We start from the raw sequence: 14,586 nt of genomic DNA on the forward strand, positions 1-14,586 counted from the left end.
AAATATTCTGTTTTTAATAACTGACTGATTAAATTGAGTGATATATCGCTGAATTGGCTTAATTAGGCGGGGGTATTCGATGTTAAGGCATCGCCCTTGGGTTAATGCAGGCTGTTTTTTAACTTCTCAATATTATGCACTAAACAGTACATCTGCCATTGCGCATTCACTTTCTCTTGCCCGCGCAGCGTGAATTTATTCATCCCTTTATTGACCGTAATATTGCCAAATACCGGCTCTATTGCACCTAACCGTTTACTGTATTGTCGCCGTCCGGGGCTACTGTCTATTTTCACCCGCATTTTATCGCTATAAGATATAGGTTTGGTGCTTTTATTGATTTCAAACTGGACTTGTCTGCCTTGTTTAGTCGGCGCGTTGCGCATGCATTGCTTTTGTAGTACGCAGGCCCGGCAATCCTTTAAATAACCTGAGAAACGAACGTATTGCCGACCTGCCGTTTCAACATTTTTAACACTTAACCACATTTCATTACCTGCTGGGCAGCGGCAACTTGAGACCGTTTCATCAAAGTAAAAATCGTGACTAGTAAATAGTCGCGCTCTGCCTTTACTGCGTTTTAATCGCCGTTTTTCTTGTTCTGTTTGATAGGTTTGACTGGTTTGGAATAAAGGATTGCGGCTTCTAAATGCGGTATCTGCTATATAAGTATCTAACCCTGTCGTGGCCATGAACTCAAGGTTCACTTCTCTGTGGAAACCACTGTCAGCACTGAACTTGGCATCTTTAAAGGTATCGGGTGTACCTAGCTTCGTAAGTTGTTCTTGCAACTGCTTAACCGCGGGCTTCAATGTCTGCTGCTCACCTACCGAGCCCCATGCCTGCGCTTGCACTATGATTTGGTGTTTATCATCATTGATAGCAATACCGTTATAACCTTGAATCGTCCCTTTACTGGTGGTCATCTTGGCGCTATCTGGGTCGGTGATATTGCTTTTTACTGGTTTATTTCGACTACCTATTTTCTCTTTATTACTCGCAAGGAACGCACTAATTTTATTGGCACTTTCATCTAATTTTTGTTTCTGTTTTAGGTCATGTTGGCGTTCATCTTCATTAAGACCGTCTTGTGCCTGATGTCTTGCAATAATGCGTTGGCTAGCACGTTGCAACTTGCGTTGTTTGCGTTCAAGCTCTGCAAATGTACCACTCCACTCTTTACTCGTATTGCTGCTTATCTTGCAACCATCAATCGCAAACATGTGACGACCTATCAACCCTTCTTTATCGCATATCATTAAGACTTGGGTAAAAAGCGGCTCAATTTTATCTTTCATTTTGGAGATAAAGTTGGCGATTGACGTGTAATGTGGCTGTACATCACCCGATAAACTCATGAAGGTGATATTACGCTCACACGCGTCTGCGATACGGCGACTACTAACAAGGCCACGAGAGTAACCGAACAAGATGATTTTTAGCATAACAGAAGGTGGATAAGCAGCTGCACCGCCATTGTCATTATTGTACCAATCATCAAAGGTGCTTAAATCAAGGTGCTTATCAACGATATGGGAAAGTGCGTACTCAAATGTACCGGGGAGAATTTGCTGTGCAAAGTCAATCGGGATGAATTTACTTTGACAAGATAGGTCTGGTTTGTAATTAGCCATGACGTTTCACTCTGAGCGAATAATAACTATTAGATCACAGCAGATCAGCGCATGCAAGTACATTTTTTATACAATTTTCATTAAATGAAAAACAACGTAAAAACGGTCTTTTTGGAGAAATTCTACAGCCTCAACGCCGCATTAAGCGGACTAAAATAGTGGGTTAAAATGTGTAGCGAAGCGGAACCTAACCCACTGTTTTAGTTCCGTTTAAATGCCTTGTTGAACGAAGCCGCTGTGCGGCAGAAAAACAAAATATGAACCAACACGCATACTTATATTTGCATCACTTTTCGGTGATGTCTAATAGGAGTATAAGCGATGAACACCTCAGAACAAAAACACTTTAACCTTTTATATCAACAACACTTGACCAACTTAGCATTACAGGGCATGAGACCTGCCACTATTGATGCTTATTCTCGTGCTGTGCGTAGGATAACTACTTTTTTTGACCGCACACCTGACACTCTCACTAAAGCTGATTTGAAATGCTACTTTGCGCAACTCATTCAAACTCACTCTTGGAGTACCATCAAATTAGACCGTAATGGGTTGCAGTTTTTCTACAAGCATACCCTTGAACGCCAGTGGGAATGGTTAAATATTGTCAAACCACCACAAGTAAAACGCATTCCTGATGTCATCACCAACAAGCAGGTTGGCATGTTAATTAGCGCGACGCGTACTTTACGCTATCAGGTGTTTTTTCTTGTCCTGTACAGCATGGGATTACGGTTAGGTGAAGCCCTTCATTTAACCGTCAACGACATTGATAGCCAAACTATGCAAGTTCATATCCGTGAGGGAAAAGGCGGGAAAGATCGCTTAATCCCCCTTCCCAAACGAACCTTACAGGCTTTGCGCTGTTACTGGAATACACACCGTCACCCGGTCTTATTATTTCCTCGTTTTGGTCAAAACAAACATGTACCCATGGATAAAGGAAGCGTCCAAAAAGCCTTGAAGAAAGTAATGGCTGAGTTAGGGATTAAGAAAAATATAAGTCCACATTCACTGCGACATTGCTTTGCAACACACTTGTTAGAGCAAGGCATTGACCTACGCTCTCTGCAAATATTATTAGGCTGAATAACTAATCGGGGACATCCATATCTTTTACTTTATAAAATAACTATTTGCAAATACTTTGACTTGATATAGGTATGACGCTGCCACCTATCTCATTTAGGACAATACATGCACGTATGTTTTTATACAATTCGACAGGAGTGACACACAACAAAACAGGCGCTTTTCGATAATTGAGCAACCTCAAGGATTAATGCTTTAAGTTGCATGGGTAAACGCCCCAGCTTTATGCCGCGCCATTGCTTAACAAATGCGTTATTAGCTGCATCGCACCGTCTTCACAAATCTCGGTCTTGGGGTAATCTAACCCATTTAATTGCGTAATAATGTGCGTTAAGGCTTGCCCCTTTAAGGCGCTTTCATGGATCTCTAAGAATGGTACTCTGCTAGCTAAAAAGCTATTTAAGTAAGGTGTTTCAGGCCAATCTTGACGCGCTAAACTTAACACCCTAATTTTTTTATTTTGCGCAATCGCAGCGATTTCACAATAGGTACCATAACCGGGTTTGGTGATGATTAAATCGCAGCTACCTACAAGCTGTAAAAAAGAGAATTTAAGTTCATTAATCTGACTCATATCATCACGTAATACTTTTCCAGGCTGGTTTAACAACCAATGTAAGCCGGGAATAGTTGGCCAATGCTTAATATCCAAATCGAAGGGTAAACCACCTAATGCCACTAAGGCGACCCTATTTGTTCCCTTTGGCAAATAACGGATGAGATCCTCTATATGATCCGTAGGCTGGTTATTGATACTGGCTATATCTATCTCTTTAACACCAGTAAACGGGACTGAAGGCTGTGGTTTATAGGTGTATTCTACTTTTCGATAGACAGCCAACATTTTCCTATAAAGCGTCTCAGTATGTGCATATTTTTTATCTAAACAGTAACGTTCATAAATTTGCGCCCAGTTAAATGGTGCAACCGATGCCGTTCTGATATTTAATTGCTGCGCGGCATCGAGCGTGATCGGTGAGATATTGCTAATCACCCAATCCGGTTTAAACGCCTGTAACACGTTCATCTCTTCGCTCACATATTGCGCCCAGTTTTCTAAGAGTTGTTGATAAGCGTCACGACTATTGGGCACATCGACTACGTTAGCTGAGTGCATTATCATGCCAAAATCATGACCTAATTTGACATGTGTAAAAGCCCCAGATAGACGTGACGCTAGGTAACTTTTTGGCAGTAGTGTCACTATTGTGATCTTAATTTCAGGATGAAATTGCATTAGCCGGGCAATGATCGATGTCGAAATGGCACCGTGACCAAAACCATGTGCGGTAATAGAAAAACAGAGATGCATTGCTTAAAATCTCGGATAAAGGTGAAAGCGTTACAATTAAAAATCTTAGCCCATAGCGCTATTTTAACGACTTAATGAACTTCTCTGCCAATTGCGCAAGTGCATCACTGCTGATCACTTCAACATTATCAGCATCAACAATAATACCTGCTTTAATCAAGGCAGTACGTGGGTAACCTCTTCCACCTAAGCACATTGTTACGGCTTCATGTGTGGCACTCAGGTATTCATTTTTAATATCTTGCACATTAAGCTGGTAAACGGGAATCTTGTTTTCGCAGCAGTAAGCCGCAAAATCGGCGATATTTTTACTTTGATCAACACAGTCAGAACACCAACTGGCGACAATATTGATAATAAATGTATCCTTTGAATCTAACAGTGCAGTGGCTTGTTGTGCTGTAATATTTTTAAGCATAATAAGTCTCATATATTAATTGATGAAATGACAAATATTACCGACTAAAGATAGCGATTGATAGTAGATTTCGCACCCTACTGCCCAGCGCGTAAAATTGTTTTATTAAAATTCAACTCACGATGCCAATGAGCTGCTATACTCTCGCCCTTAATTTTATAATAGTGTATTTGATGGTGGTTTAAATGAGTGTTGATGCGATCGGTTTATCTTCAGAATTATTAAAAGCAGTAAAAGCATGTGGTTATAAAAACCTTACGCCTATTCAACAACAAGCAATCCCTTTAATTCGTAATGGCCATGATTTACTCGCTAGTGCGCAGACTGGCACCGGCAAAACGGCTGCGTTTACTTTGCCGCTTTTAGATCTCTTAGCTAAAAGCAAAAGCGATAAAGTAGCCAATAACACCACCATTCGAGCACTCGTTTTAACACCAACCCGTGAACTTGCTGCGCAAGTGGCCGAAAATGTACAAGAATATAGTCAGTTTTTACCACTGAGTTCAGGGGCAATCACCGGGGGTACAAATATCGCACCACAGGTCAAAATGTTGAAATCTGGTGTGGATCTACTCGTCGCCACACCGGGGCGATTACTTGAACATGTAAACGAAAGAAATGTCGATCTTTCGCATGTGAAATACCTTGTTTTAGATGAAGCGGATCGCATGCTGGATATGGGATTTTTGCAGGATATTGAAAAGCTGATGTTGGTGATTAAACAGAAACACCAAACATTAATGTTCTCTGCGACTTTTTCAAACAAAGTCAAAACACTCGCGAAAAAACTGTTAACAACGCCAAAAACATTAGAGGTTTCACCACAAAATTCAACTTCAGGTAAAGTTAAACAACAAGTTTACTGGGTTTCAGAATCTCGTAAACGGGAGCTACTATCAGAATTAATTGGCGTGAAAAACTGGCGTCAGGTATTGGTTTTTGCAGGCACCAAAGAGAGCGCCAATCTTTTAGCTAAAGAGTTACAACTCGATGGCATTAAAACCGCACTCTGTCATGGCGATAAAACACAGGGCGCACGTAATAAAGCGATCGAAAAATTTACTGAAGGGAGCGTTCGGGTGCTTGTTGCTACCGATGTTGCCGCCCGTGGATTGGACATTCCCGACCTACCCTATGTAGTTAATTTCCATCTTCCCTTTTTAGCTGAAGATTATGTGCACCGTATTGGTCGTACCGGTTAGCCGGTAAAAATGGTATGGCGGTGTCTCTGGTGAGCCCTAAAGATGAGCAGTTCTTAGATAATATTGAAACACTTATCGGGCGTCGTTTTGAACGTATTATTTATCCCGGTTATGAAATGAGTCTCTCTGCCGGCGATACTGATAATGCAACGGGTGACGTGCTCAAAAAAAGCCGCTACAAAGCAACACAAGAACGTAACCAAATGCTAGCCAGAAAAAAAGCAGAAAACACCCCGGCGGCAATCCGTCGAGCAAAAGCTAAAAAACGTAAACCACGTTAAGCGTAATAGCCACTCCTTCAAATAGAGGGGCTATTGAGGCGAAGCAAGCCATGCCCCATAGGAATTGCGATAACTATTGATTCCAAGGATTACTTGGGTCATAGGGTGGCTCGGATGAGTCATTACTCTTTTGACGTTTTGCAACGGGCTTTCTCGTTGTGTTGCCACGTTTTTCATTCTGTTTTTCTTTAAACGCCGAAGCGGCTTTCGCCTGAGAAAGTTCAATGGACTCAACCGTTAATTGCATCGGTTTACGTGGTACAATACCGTTTTTAAAACCGCGTTCTCGTGGTGCTAAATCATACTGATCAGGTGTCGGTCGAGGCATGCGCGTATAGCGATATAGATAAAAATCTTCTAACTTTTCTCTCGCCCATTGGGTATTACGAAGAAACTTTAAACTCCCTTTGATATTTGGATTTACTTTAAAGCAGTTAAAGCGCAGTGCCGTTGCTAAAATCTCCCAACCATAAAATTCGACCAATTGGGTTAATAACGTCTCTAATTTTAAACCATGCAATGGGTTGTTCTGTTGTTCTTCTATTTCGCTCATTTTATTCCTAAAGGATTATGTAAATATTTTTGCTATGTTAACTCGCATCATGCTTGCCAATTGCGTTTCATTTTGGCCACCGTGGATTGTGGCACTTGATGTATATTATCAAATTGCATTGTACAAACCAGTATAGTTAGCTCTGCTTTGTACTCAAGTGCTAATTTTCTATAATGATCCATTTCCCACTGTTTGACGAAGGTGTTGGCGACAACCACATCCTTATTATGCTGTAAATAATAACGACATTGCGCAAGGCACCAGTTATGTGCCTCTGGTAATTTACGCGCGTCAAATTGATATTGCCCCTGTGCATTTATAAAATACATGTCTGTTTCAAGGTGCACTGCGGGCAATGTTTTTGCCAGTGTGGATTTGCCACTCCCTGGTAATCCACGAATTAGGGTTAATTTAAGCGACACAATAGGCGCATCATGCCCAACTACTTGGACAAAGTGTCGCACTTAACAGTGCTAGAGCGCCATACAAATCAGTCACATTTAATGCAACGTCTGCTTTTTCTTGAACAATAGGTTTGGCATGAATCGCAATACCGACGGCGGCGGATTCCATCATCAGCAAATCATTAGCACCATCACCAATAGCAACGGTTTGTGACATTGGTATATCATATTGTTTTGCCAATTCGGCCAATGTTCTTGCTTTTACCTGTGCATTGACTATTTCACCTAACACATTCCCCGTTAACTGTTCGCCGCTAACTTCTAATGTATTCGCAACAGTATGATCAAAGCCAAGGTCTTGTTTTAATCGATCCGCAAAATAGTTAAAACCACCCGATGCGATGGCAATTTTCCAGCCCGCTTTTTTTACGCCAGCTATTAACACTTCTAATCCGGGCATTAACGGCATGCTATCTGCTACCTCTTTTAAAATCGTAATCGGCGCATCTTTTAATTTGCTGACACGCGTGCGCAGACTCTCATTGAAATCGAGTTTGCCCTGCATTGCTTGTGCGGTCACCGCGGCCACTTCATCGCCAACCCCATACAAACGCGCTATCTCATCAATACACTCAATTTGAATTGTTGTTGAGTCCATATCCATCAATATAAGACCCGGTTTTTGCCAATCAGGAAATGAATCCATCAATGCAAAATCTAAGTGATGGGGCTTTACAAATACATCAAGCGCTGCTTTTAATGTTTGTGGGATATTATTTAGCGTGAGGCGCAATAAAGTTACTTTTTCAATAAGTGCAGGCGCATGTATGGCGATACCATCCACCCCTTGCGCGGCAAGCAGCATTAATAACGCGTCTAATTGTTGGCAAGTAAACGCCTCCCCCATTACAATCAGGGAAGCCTTTGCTGCCATAGGAGAATTTAATTGTTGGCTATATTGTCCATTTTCATAATAAAGGCAATCTAAGCCAGTCACTTTTTGCTTTAGTTCGCCCTTCAATTTAAGCAAAGATTGACAATTTGATTGAACTACGAGTTTTTTTATTGGATTCACTGTAACATACCTGTTTTAAAGCGATTTAATACACAGTAGCGTACTACTAGCGATTAAAAAATTGATTATAATAATATGTCTGACACGATAACTATTGCGATTCATCATTGCAAGTATAACAACTTGTTGTAAGGAACTTTAAATGCATAAAAAATGGTTTTATTTATGGCGCTTTATACAAATAACAACTTTATTAGCAGTTTGTATGATTATCGGCTATCAGTACTATATATTACAAATGACCTCTAATGATATTAAATCTCAGCAAAGCGAAAAATTTTCATATTCATTAACGAACTTAGCAGCAGCACAAGCAACACGTTATCTTGCCAATAATAAAACAGAGGAATTGCAGTTACTTATTGAAGAGCTAAGTAATGATCCAACGGTTAGAGATATCACTATTTATGATCATTTAGGTCAAATAGTCAGCCAATCTAAACAAGCATTACCGCTATCAACTTTATTAGATTTTGATAGAAAAGGTGTCAAAGAAGCAGAGGAAAAATCTCCCTATATTGCAGAGTTATACAAAAAAAATGAAAAAATAGGTTATATACGTATCACATTAGAGCAACAAAAAATTCTCAGTGTCATTAATCATTATCAAGAAACGGGTCGTTCCATTTTAATTCAATTATTAATCTGCTCATTTATTGTCGGTGGGATTTTAATGGCGCTATTTTTTAAAAAACTTGAAGCAGGCCATAACCTATTTATTAAAGAATTTAATGAAACAAAAAACAAAATGAAATTTTCTAAATAGAGAAAGCATCTTAAATTAACGAGCGAATATAATAAAAAACCTTAACATAATGTTAAGGTTTTTTTTATTACAACACTAATGTTACTAATTATTAAGGTAAATTTTAAGCGTAATTTTGATTTACAAAATCCCAATTTACCAATGCCCAGAAACCATTTAAATAGTTAGGACGTACATTACGGTAATCAATATAGTAAGCATGCTCCCATAGATCGACCGTCAATAATGGTGTAACACCTTCGTCAGTTAATGGTGTTGCCGCATTAGAAGTATTAACAATCTCCAATGTACCATCCGCTTTTTTAACCAACCATGTCCAAGATGAAGCAAAGTTGTTTACTGCTTTATCATTCCATGCTGCTTGAAATTCAGCAAATGAGCCAAAGCTTTGTTCAATAGCCTGTGCAATTGGGCCTGTCGGCTCACCACCAGCATTCGCTGCTAGGCAGTTCCAGTAAAAAGTATGATTCCAGACTTGTGCTGCATTATTAAAAAGCGGGCCAGTACTTGTTTGAATAATTTCTTCTAAAGATTTATTTGCTAAGTCAGTACCTTCGATTAGGCCATTTAACTTTTGTACGTAAGTTGCGTGATGCTTACCGTGGTGAAAATCAAGCGTTTCTGCAGAAATGTGTGGTTCTAGTGCATCTTTCGCGTAAGGTAAAGCTGGTAATTCAAAAGCCATATTATTCGTCTCCATATTAAAATATTTGCAAAATAAGTCGTTTTATAAATGCAGACACAGGGATCGTGTTAGCGAACTTCATTTATTATTAGATTCTCTGCAAGAAAATGATCTATGTCAATGTTATTTGTGATAATATTTTATCATATTGTTAACCCTCATTTTTAATGACGTTTTATTAACACTTGAATTTGAGTAGAATAAATAAAATTTTTTTGGAGTATAAAATGGAAACGTTAGATAAAATTAAAAATCAAATTAGTGAAAATGCAATCCTATTATATATGAAAGGTTCTCCTAAATTACCTAGCTGTGGTTTTTCTTCACAGGCATCACAAGCTCTTATGCAATGTGGTCACCCTTTCGCCTATGTTGATATACTACAAAACCCAGATATTCGCGCAGAGCTACCTAAATATGCTAATTGGCCTACCTTCCCACAATTATGGGTTGACGGTGAACTCATTGGCGGTTGTGATATTATTTTAGAAATGTTCCAACAGGGTGAATTACAACCCATTATTGAACAGGCAGCTAAAAAGAATAGAGAAGCCTAGCATCATTTTTTATACCAATTTGCATAATATTATAGTCATAGCTTGTTGATGAACAATGGTAGAACAAGGCAAGGCATTCATGGCTAGATAATTATTGGATTTGGTATCAATCAGTTGTTAACTTTACATCTTGAAGTTGCATGAATATATCCCCATGTTACCTCAAGATGGTTTTTAAATCGAAAACCAGTCCTGCATTGTAATATTCGAAAGTTAATAACAATTACCTCATGTTACGTATTGTTTAGCAATCCAAGCTAACGCCTGACAAAAATTTTGAGGTAACATAGGATATTATTGAATACATAGCAATAGCGGTTCTATTATTAATAGCTTCAATATAAAACAAAAAGGTATAATTATGGGTAATGTGCTTGAACTAGTAAAAATCACACGTCGTAAAAATAAATTAAAACGTGAAATTATAGATAATGAAACAAAAGTCAGGGACAATCGTAAACGCGTCGATCTTCTAAGCAACTTATTAGAATACATCACGCCTGATATGAACCCAGAAGACGTTCTTGCTATCATTAACAACATGAAGTTTGACTATGAAAATCGTGTTGATGATCACATCATTATTGGTGCGGAACTTTCAAAAGAGCGTCGTGAGCTAAATAATAAAATTATGTCATTCAAACTTACTGGCCATGTTGCTAAATAACTTTCTTATTTAAGAAAAACATTCAACATTGAGGGATAGTCTAATACCAAAGGGTATTCCTATCCCTTTTTTATAGCGCAACGGAGCTCTGGTGGATATTAATCACCCTTCATTATTAACACTGCCTAATCACTCTATTCACCTGTGGCATATTAACCCACAACAGATCAAAGACGCTAACCAAATCAATTATCTGCAGACTCTATTAAGCAGCGATGAACAAGCTAGAGTAGCGCGTTATCGAACCCCAGAGGCGCAGCATAGTGCATTAATAACGCGTGCATTTTTACGTTTAATCCTATCACAGTATGTCGCCATACAACCACAGGATTGGCAATTTACGGTATCTGCCCATGGCAAGCCAGAAATAGCCAACTCGACGTTGCCATTACGTTTCAATTTAAGTCATAACAGTGAGTTGATTATTTGTTCAATCTGTTTAAACCACGATATTGGTTGTGATATTGAAAATGTACATCGTAAGATTAATTACACGGGGATCTCAAAGCGCTATTTCACCGAACCTGAACAACGGGATATAGCTTCACAGCCAAGTTTATTACAGGGGCGCCGATTTTTTGAATATTGGACGCTTAAAGAGGCATTTCTCAAAGCGACAGGATATGGAATAAGCCTTGGTCTAGATATCGTTAGCTTTACTATTAAGTCAAATCTAAAAACATTAATTAATGACGATATAAATATCGTTATTACTGACAATCATAAGATCAATTGCAATGATCACTGGTATCACTGCCTCACCTACCCAGACCAAAAACATTGTATTGCTATCTCCGTTAATACTGGCAAAGATAAGCGTGTTCTTGAAATACAACATTTTTCAGCTGAAAAGTTATGCCAATTGGTAAATTAGAGACATTGCTATTAGTTAAATGATAAGGTTGATTTAATCGATGGCAGGGGGAGCCGTCGCGATGAACTCTTTATCCGTATTAGCCAATGCCAGTAAATGTTGCAAAACCGGTAACTCAGACAAGTCTATCCGCCTGCGGTATAGCCCCCAATTTAGAAAACACGCCAACCTCAGCTCGCCATCACTCAAAGGTAATTCATGGGAAAAGGTGCGCTTATTTAAAGCCATTAAACCAGAAAGAACACGCGCATGTTGCCTTTGCAAGTAATGACTTTGCGCTAATTTTATACCATCAAGTTCTAGAAAAAAAATATTCACACAGGCATCAAGCACGGTATTGCTCATATTAAAAAGCTCAAAATCAGCTACATCAGCAAAAAACGGCTGCCCCGACTTTTCCCGCAAATATTTAATAATGGAACTTGAGTCAGTAAGCGTTACACCATTATCAATCAATAGGGGCACTTTTTTAGTTGGCGATAAATTTGCACTGGTTGCGGCATCTGTCTCAATAAATTGATGTTGTAAACCGGTTTGTAATAGGACAATGCGACAATGACGAACAAATGGAGAGGTATAACTACCATATACTTTCATAGTAATCCTTATTGATGGAAGCGTATAAAAAGAAAAGGGGGGTGGATCAATAATCCCCCTGTAATAGAGGGATTATCGACTTAACTAACTCGCTTCTTTCTCTTCGCCTTCGTTTGGCTGATCTGCTAACCATAATTCATGATTAGGATCTATTTTTTCCGATAGAGTCAATTCAATGCCCATTTCTAATAACTCTTTAAGTGTTAAGTTATCAGCTAGATTCATTGCTTGACCAGCTTTATTATGAAAAATCATGCTACTCTCCTTTTACGACCACCACCTTTATAACCTTAGCTTAAAATTGCTCAAAAAGTAGCCGATATACAGAAGAGTTTTAATTAAAATTGGTAAATTCGATCGCTGCGATGAAACGCCCTGCTTCCTCTTTAACCCTTAACACATTAGCTTCTACATCTAAGGGGACAAAACGTGAATTTTGTGTATCTAAAATGACTTTAATATTATCACCAGCACGTAAAACAGGCTCCATCACTTGCAAAGACATCCCCGTACTACTTAAATCATTGCAAAGACCAGAAATTTCCATTTCTCCCTTAATTATTTTAACATTCGCTTTAACTTCCATACGCTGAAATACACGTCTTTCATCATGAGTTATTAACACATTGCCTCCAAAGATTAATCGATTTAAATTTAGTAAGTTAATGTTATTTCTATATCAAGCAAGTGATGTTGTTAATTTCTGTTAAGTTTGACTATTTAAAGCTTAATTATTATCGAATAACGCATTTAATATTTGTTCGGGTATCACCTGCAACTGCTTTTGTTTATCTAAACAGACCATTTCAATATCGGCAATAACGGCAGCTTTATTCGCGCCGGGTCGCCATAGTTCCTGTCGCCAAACTGTTTTATATTTTCCATCTAATGAGAATTGGGTTCGGATATCACAAACTTCAGCAAATTCCACTCCCTCTTGGAAGATTAAATTTGCTTTATAGACTGCGAAGCCAACACCTTGTTCTCGCCATAAAAGGTCAAGTTTACGGCAGCCAATTACATGCTCACGCGCCCTTTCAAAATATTTCAAAAAATTAGGGTGATAGACGACGCCTGAATGATCTGTATCTTCGTAATAGATCTGCACCGCATGATGGTAAATTTTAGCCATTGTCGTTTCTCGTTGTTGCTCTATTTCAATCATTCTTTGCTTTATGCACAAGTTTAGCAATGATATGGTCGCTTGCGTTCTCAATTAAATCTAACACTTCTTCAAAACCTTGATCGCCACCATAATAGGGATCTGGAATTTCAGCACATTCACTGTCACCATAACTGAGAAATAGCGATAGTTTGTGCTGTAGATGATTGGGACAAAGTGCTTTTAAATCCGCTAAGTTATGGTTATCCGCTGCAAATATAAAATCAAAATACTCAAAATCTTTAGCAGATATCGGCCGCGACACAATGCCATCAAATCGGTATCCCCTTAATGCAGCAGCGCGCCGAGCTCGCTGATCGGGAAGGTCTCCTTGATGATGATTAATTGTCCCCGCAGAATCAATAATACAATCTAGGCCACGCTGCTGTACTTTTGTTCGTAACACAGCTTCCGCTGTCGGTGAACGGCAAATATTACCAAGGCAAACAATCAATATTTTTACTTTCATTATCCAGTAACGCCTATATAATTCGACAAAATTTACCACAAATTATACACTTTACTTATCATTATACTCATTAAAATAAGAAGATAGCATGTCACTTATCAGTAAAATTCGCTGTGCCTTTACGCTTGGTCAAGGTGTTTTAATCGAAAATAAAGCCCTACAATCAACACAAGATCCAATCGCCTTTTTTAAGGAATGGCTAAAAGAAGCAGAACAGACTGGCGTGGTATTGCCTGAATCAATGTCTCTCTCTACCTGCACACCTGAAGGTCGTCCCTCTTCTCGTATTGTGCTACTTAAAGAGGTTGATCAACAGGGTTTTGTCTTTTTTACCAACTACGGCAGCCATAAAGCGAGTGAATTAGAAGCAAACCCATTTGCTGCTTTACTCTTTCATTGGAATATTTTACAGCGCCAAGTGCGTATTGAAGGACGTATTGAACGAATTAGCAGTGAAGAGTCAAATAGTTACTTCCAAACTCGTGGACGAGGTAGCCGCATTGGCGCTTGGGCATCGCATCAAAGTCAACCTTTAGCGGATAGAGAAACGTTAATAGAACGGGTTAAATATTTTGAGGATAAATTTCAAGGTCAGGAAGTGCCATTACCTGAATTTTGGGGCGGCTATCGTGTTATTCCTGAACGCATCGAGTTTTGGCAAGGTAAGGCAGACAGGTTACATGACCGTTTTGTTTATCAAGTGAATGGCAATAATTGGGATAGAACACGGTTAAACCCTTAACAACAGCTTTACATTGATTGCAGTAACTAATTGTTCTAATTGCAAAATAAATACAAGAAGTGAAACGTAGTTTCACTTCAAGCTCACATTAAT

The 14,586-nt window shown here is 39.0% G+C and carries 20 protein-coding genes; 8 read left to right on the plus strand and 12 right to left on the minus strand.

Features of this window, described 5'->3' with window-relative positions; all coding sequences use genetic code 11:
* Positions 1-101 precede the first annotated feature (101 nt).
* The gene (locus AB2N10_RS06210; protein WP_354625360.1) at positions 102-1,634 is read right to left on the minus strand and encodes a transposase; all 1,533 of its coding nucleotides are present in this window, start codon (positions 1,632-1,634) and stop codon (positions 102-104) included.
* A 321-nt stretch (positions 1,635-1,955) separates the two neighbouring features.
* Here AB2N10_RS06210 and AB2N10_RS06215 point away from each other — a divergent pair, with 321 nt between their 5' ends.
* On the plus strand, positions 1,956-2,726 hold the full coding sequence (locus AB2N10_RS06215) for a site-specific integrase (RefSeq protein ID WP_369434497.1): 771 nt from the start codon (positions 1,956-1,958) through the stop codon (positions 2,724-2,726).
* A 226-nt stretch (positions 2,727-2,952) separates the two neighbouring features.
* Here the strand turns inward: AB2N10_RS06215 and AB2N10_RS06220 are convergent, their stop codons facing one another.
* Entirely contained in the window at positions 2,953-4,041 is a 1,089-nt protein-coding gene (locus AB2N10_RS06220) for a hypothetical protein (protein WP_354625362.1), read from the minus strand.
* Positions 4,042-4,099: 58 nt separating this feature from the next.
* Positions 4,100-4,459, minus strand: a complete 360-nt coding sequence (locus AB2N10_RS06225; protein WP_354625363.1) for a periplasmic thioredoxin of cytochrome c-type biogenesis — start codon at positions 4,457-4,459, stop codon at positions 4,100-4,102.
* 185 nt (positions 4,460-4,644) lie between these two features.
* On the opposite strand from AB2N10_RS06225, the gene AB2N10_RS06230 reads away from it, so the two are divergent.
* Together AB2N10_RS06230 and AB2N10_RS06235 are read left to right on the plus strand one after the other, a co-directional pair.
* Positions 4,645-5,661, plus strand: coding sequence for a DEAD/DEAH box helicase (locus AB2N10_RS06230; protein ID WP_369434498.1), 1,017 nt, complete (start codon positions 4,645-4,647; stop codon positions 5,659-5,661).
* A gap of 29 nt (positions 5,662-5,690) precedes the next feature.
* On the plus strand, positions 5,691-5,942 hold the full coding sequence (locus tag AB2N10_RS06235) for a hypothetical protein (RefSeq protein ID WP_369434499.1): 252 nt from the start codon (positions 5,691-5,693) through the stop codon (positions 5,940-5,942).
* Between the two features lie 73 nt (positions 5,943-6,015).
* Here AB2N10_RS06235 and AB2N10_RS06240 read toward each other — a convergent pair whose 3' ends face one another.
* From AB2N10_RS06240 to serB, 3 genes are read right to left on the minus strand one after another with little or no spacing between them, the layout of a single operon-like run.
* On the minus strand, positions 6,016-6,495 hold the full coding sequence (locus AB2N10_RS06240; RefSeq protein ID WP_354625367.1) for a VF530 family DNA-binding protein: 480 nt from the start codon (positions 6,493-6,495) through the stop codon (positions 6,016-6,018).
* 47 nt (positions 6,496-6,542) lie between these two features.
* Complete coding sequence (locus AB2N10_RS06245; protein ID WP_354625368.1) at positions 6,543-6,917, minus strand: ATP-binding protein; 375 nt, start codon at positions 6,915-6,917, stop codon at positions 6,543-6,545.
* 10 nt (positions 6,918-6,927) lie between these two features.
* Positions 6,928-7,974 (minus strand): phosphoserine phosphatase SerB, encoded by a 1,047-nt coding sequence (gene serB, locus AB2N10_RS06250; protein WP_354625369.1) that lies wholly within the window; start codon positions 7,972-7,974, stop codon positions 6,928-6,930.
* Between the two features lie 142 nt (positions 7,975-8,116).
* Between serB and AB2N10_RS06255 the strand changes: the two genes are divergently transcribed.
* Complete coding sequence (locus AB2N10_RS06255; protein ID WP_354625370.1) at positions 8,117-8,740, plus strand: AhpA/YtjB family protein; 624 nt, start codon at positions 8,117-8,119, stop codon at positions 8,738-8,740.
* A 103-nt stretch (positions 8,741-8,843) separates the two neighbouring features.
* Here AB2N10_RS06255 and AB2N10_RS06260 read toward each other — a convergent pair whose 3' ends face one another.
* A complete protein-coding gene (locus tag AB2N10_RS06260; protein ID WP_354625371.1) occupies positions 8,844-9,425 on the minus strand; it encodes a Fe-Mn family superoxide dismutase in 582 nt (193 codons plus the stop codon).
* Between the two features lie 227 nt (positions 9,426-9,652).
* Between AB2N10_RS06260 and grxD the strand changes: the two genes are divergently transcribed.
* From grxD to AB2N10_RS06275, 3 genes are all read left to right on the plus strand, one after another.
* Positions 9,653-9,982: a Grx4 family monothiol glutaredoxin gene (grxD, locus tag AB2N10_RS06265; protein ID WP_354625372.1), complete on the plus strand. Its 330-nt coding sequence runs from the start codon at positions 9,653-9,655 to the stop codon at positions 9,980-9,982.
* Between the two features lie 361 nt (positions 9,983-10,343).
* On the plus strand, positions 10,344-10,649 hold the full coding sequence (locus tag AB2N10_RS06270) for a DUF496 family protein (protein WP_369434500.1): 306 nt from the start codon (positions 10,344-10,346) through the stop codon (positions 10,647-10,649).
* A 91-nt stretch (positions 10,650-10,740) separates the two neighbouring features.
* Positions 10,741-11,523 carry a 4'-phosphopantetheinyl transferase superfamily protein gene (locus tag AB2N10_RS06275; protein WP_369434501.1) on the plus strand — a complete coding sequence of 261 codons (783 nt, stop codon included), beginning with the start codon at positions 10,741-10,743 and terminating at the stop codon, positions 11,521-11,523.
* 33 nt (positions 11,524-11,556) lie between these two features.
* On the opposite strand, the gene AB2N10_RS06280 is transcribed toward AB2N10_RS06275, so the two are convergent.
* The 5 genes from AB2N10_RS06280 to AB2N10_RS06300 all read right to left on the minus strand — a co-directional run bounded on the left by AB2N10_RS06280 (position 11,557) and on the right by AB2N10_RS06300 (position 13,751).
* The gene (locus AB2N10_RS06280; RefSeq protein WP_354624436.1) at positions 11,557-12,120 is read right to left on the minus strand and encodes a glutathione S-transferase; all 564 of its coding nucleotides are present in this window, start codon (positions 12,118-12,120) and stop codon (positions 11,557-11,559) included.
* Between the two features lie 84 nt (positions 12,121-12,204).
* Positions 12,205-12,375: a hypothetical protein gene (locus AB2N10_RS06285; RefSeq protein WP_354624437.1), complete on the minus strand. Its 171-nt coding sequence runs from the start codon at positions 12,373-12,375 to the stop codon at positions 12,205-12,207.
* A 79-nt stretch (positions 12,376-12,454) separates the two neighbouring features.
* A complete protein-coding gene (locus AB2N10_RS06290) occupies positions 12,455-12,745 on the minus strand; it encodes a PilZ domain-containing protein (RefSeq protein WP_354624438.1) in 291 nt (96 codons plus the stop codon).
* Positions 12,746-12,847: 102 nt separating this feature from the next.
* On the minus strand, positions 12,848-13,252 hold the full coding sequence (locus AB2N10_RS06295) for a thioesterase family protein (protein ID WP_354624563.1): 405 nt from the start codon (positions 13,250-13,252) through the stop codon (positions 12,848-12,850).
* Positions 13,253-13,277: 25 nt separating this feature from the next.
* Positions 13,278-13,751 (minus strand): low molecular weight protein-tyrosine-phosphatase, encoded by a 474-nt coding sequence (locus tag AB2N10_RS06300; RefSeq protein WP_354624439.1) that lies wholly within the window; start codon positions 13,749-13,751, stop codon positions 13,278-13,280.
* Positions 13,752-13,839: 88 nt separating this feature from the next.
* On the opposite strand from AB2N10_RS06300, the gene pdxH reads away from it, so the two are divergent.
* A complete protein-coding gene (gene pdxH / locus AB2N10_RS06305; RefSeq protein WP_354624440.1) occupies positions 13,840-14,493 on the plus strand; it encodes a pyridoxamine 5'-phosphate oxidase in 654 nt (217 codons plus the stop codon).
* The last annotated feature ends 93 nt before the right edge of the window (positions 14,494-14,586 follow it).

Source organism: Psychromonas sp. MME1 (assembly GCF_041080865.1).
Taxonomy (GTDB): domain Bacteria; phylum Pseudomonadota; class Gammaproteobacteria; order Enterobacterales; family Psychromonadaceae; genus Psychromonas.

Excerpts from the sequence above, each read along its gene's own strand:
- AB2N10_RS06300 (WP_354624439.1), bottom strand. The coding sequence starts at position 13,751 with ATGAAAGTAAAAATATTGATTGTTTGCCTTGGTAATATTTGCCGTTCA.
- AB2N10_RS06220 (WP_354625362.1), bottom strand. The coding sequence starts at position 4,041 with ATGCATCTCTGTTTTTCTATTACCGCACATGGTTTTGGTCACGGTGCC.
- grxD (WP_354625372.1), top strand. The coding sequence starts at position 9,653 with ATGGAAACGTTAGATAAAATTAAAAATCAAATTAGTGAAAATGCAATC.
- AB2N10_RS06285 (WP_354624437.1), bottom strand. The coding sequence starts at position 12,375 with ATGATTTTTCATAATAAAGCTGGTCAAGCAATGAATCTAGCTGATAAC.
- AB2N10_RS06210 (WP_354625360.1), bottom strand. The coding sequence starts at position 1,634 with ATGGCTAATTACAAACCAGACCTATCTTGTCAAAGTAAATTCATCCCG.
- AB2N10_RS06230 (WP_369434498.1), top strand. The coding sequence starts at position 4,645 with ATGAGTGTTGATGCGATCGGTTTATCTTCAGAATTATTAAAAGCAGTA.
- AB2N10_RS06260 (WP_354625371.1), bottom strand. The coding sequence starts at position 9,425 with ATGGCTTTTGAATTACCAGCTTTACCTTACGCGAAAGATGCACTAGAA.
- pdxH (WP_354624440.1), top strand. The coding sequence starts at position 13,840 with ATGTCACTTATCAGTAAAATTCGCTGTGCCTTTACGCTTGGTCAAGGT.
- AB2N10_RS06240 (WP_354625367.1), bottom strand. The coding sequence starts at position 6,495 with ATGAGCGAAATAGAAGAACAACAGAACAACCCATTGCATGGTTTAAAA.
- AB2N10_RS06295 (WP_354624563.1), bottom strand. The coding sequence starts at position 13,252 with ATGGCTAAAATTTACCATCATGCGGTGCAGATCTATTACGAAGATACA.
- AB2N10_RS06215 (WP_369434497.1), top strand. The coding sequence starts at position 1,956 with ATGAACACCTCAGAACAAAAACACTTTAACCTTTTATATCAACAACAC.
- AB2N10_RS06280 (WP_354624436.1), bottom strand. The coding sequence starts at position 12,120 with ATGAAAGTATATGGTAGTTATACCTCTCCATTTGTTCGTCATTGTCGC.
- AB2N10_RS06255 (WP_354625370.1), top strand. The coding sequence starts at position 8,117 with ATGCATAAAAAATGGTTTTATTTATGGCGCTTTATACAAATAACAACT.
- AB2N10_RS06270 (WP_369434500.1), top strand. The coding sequence starts at position 10,344 with ATGGGTAATGTGCTTGAACTAGTAAAAATCACACGTCGTAAAAATAAA.
- AB2N10_RS06225 (WP_354625363.1), bottom strand. The coding sequence starts at position 4,459 with ATGCTTAAAAATATTACAGCACAACAAGCCACTGCACTGTTAGATTCA.